Annotated in this window: 1 protein-coding gene; it reads left to right on the top strand. The window is 61.1% G+C overall.

Annotation, left to right across the window (positions count from 1 at the left end; all coding sequences use genetic code 11):
- Positions 1-219: 219 nt before the first annotated feature.
- Positions 220-1498 (top strand): adenylate/guanylate cyclase domain-containing protein (locus E5W70_RS32225; RefSeq protein WP_292665380.1); only part of this gene is annotated, 1279 nt, incomplete at its 3' end.

Genomic DNA, 1498 nt, shown 5'->3' with positions numbered 1-1498 from the left:
ACATTCAGCGGAACCAGCGTTCCTGACCCGAAGCAGTCATTGACCGTTGAAGGCTCAATATCCCGAAAGGGGTAGGAGACCATCATTCCACCCAGGTAGCCGTTCTCGTTGCTGGCCACGATGGACTCCTCCGTGCGGCGCAAATACCATCGATCCAACCAGTGAGGCGATCACTTAATGGCTGATGAACACGTCAAGCGCCGTCTTGCCGCCATCGCTGTGGCCGACGTGGTCGGCTACAGCCGAATGATGGAGGCGGATGAGGCGGGTACGCTGGCGGCACTGAAGGAGCGGCGCAAGGCGATCCTGGAGCCGATCGTTCGCGATCGCGGCGGGCGGATCGTCAAGCTTATGGGCGACGGCGTGCTGATGGAGTTCACCAGCGCGGTGAACGCGGTCGAGGCTGCAGTCGAACTACAGGCCAAAATGGCGGAGGCCAACCAATCCGTCACCGGGCACCGCCGTATATTGCTGCGTATCGGCATCAATCTGGGCGACGTGATCGGTGAGGGCTCGGACATCTATGGCGACGGTGTGAACGTTGCGGCTCGCCTCGAAGCCTTGGCAGAGCCAGGCGGGGTCTGCGTCTCGGCCAAGGTTCATGAGGAATTGCGAGGCAAAGGCAACGCTGCCTTCGAGGACATGGGCGAGGTGGCGCTCAAGAATATCGTCAGACCGGTGCGGGTTTACCGTGTGGAAACGAGTACTGGTCAAGTGGGCGGGCGGGCCGCAACGACGTCTGCTGCCAGGCCATCCATTGCCGTTTTGCCATTCGACAATCTGAGCGGCGATCCCAGTCAACAATACCTTTCGGACGGCATCACGGAGGACATCACCACCGAGTTGTCGCTGTTCAGAAATCTTACCGTCGCGGCGCGTCACGCTTCGTTCCATCTTGCCAGGATGGGCATCAACCCAATGCAGGCCGCCCGCGATCTGGGCGCGAACTACGTCATCGAAGGTAGTGTGCGGAAGGCGGGCGAGCGGATTCGCATTACTGCACAGTTGATCGACGCAAGGACAGGCAACCACGTCTGGGCGGAGCGGTATGATCGCGAATGCCACGACATTTTTGCTGTGCAGGACGAAGTCGTGGCAGCAATCGTGACGACGCTCGAGGGGCGAATGGTGGCCGCTGCTGCTCTTCAGGTGCGAAAGCGGCCAACGTCGAGCTGGACGGCCTATGACTTTTTCCTGCAGGGCCGGGAGCTGGCCGACGCCAACATGGAGAAGGAGGCCGTTCCGCTTTTTTCCCGCGCGACGGCGATCGATCCCGAGTTTGCGCACGCCCACGCCTGGCTGGCGATCGCTCTCCTCGGCCGCTACTGGTTCGACACCGATCCACGAACGCTGCACGAAGCGTCACTTGCCGCACAAAGAGCCATGGAGTTGGACAGCAACGATCCGAAGGTCCACCACGCCAACGGCATGGTCATGGTGTGGCTCCGTGAATACGAACGGGCCGGCGTCCATTTCGACCGCGCCGTCGCTCTCAATC

The sequence above is a fragment of the Mesorhizobium sp. genome (assembly GCF_005063415.1).
Taxonomy (GTDB): Bacteria; Pseudomonadota; Alphaproteobacteria; order Rhizobiales; family Rhizobiaceae; genus Mesorhizobium.
This window is presented reverse-complemented; position numbering and strand designations above follow the sequence as displayed.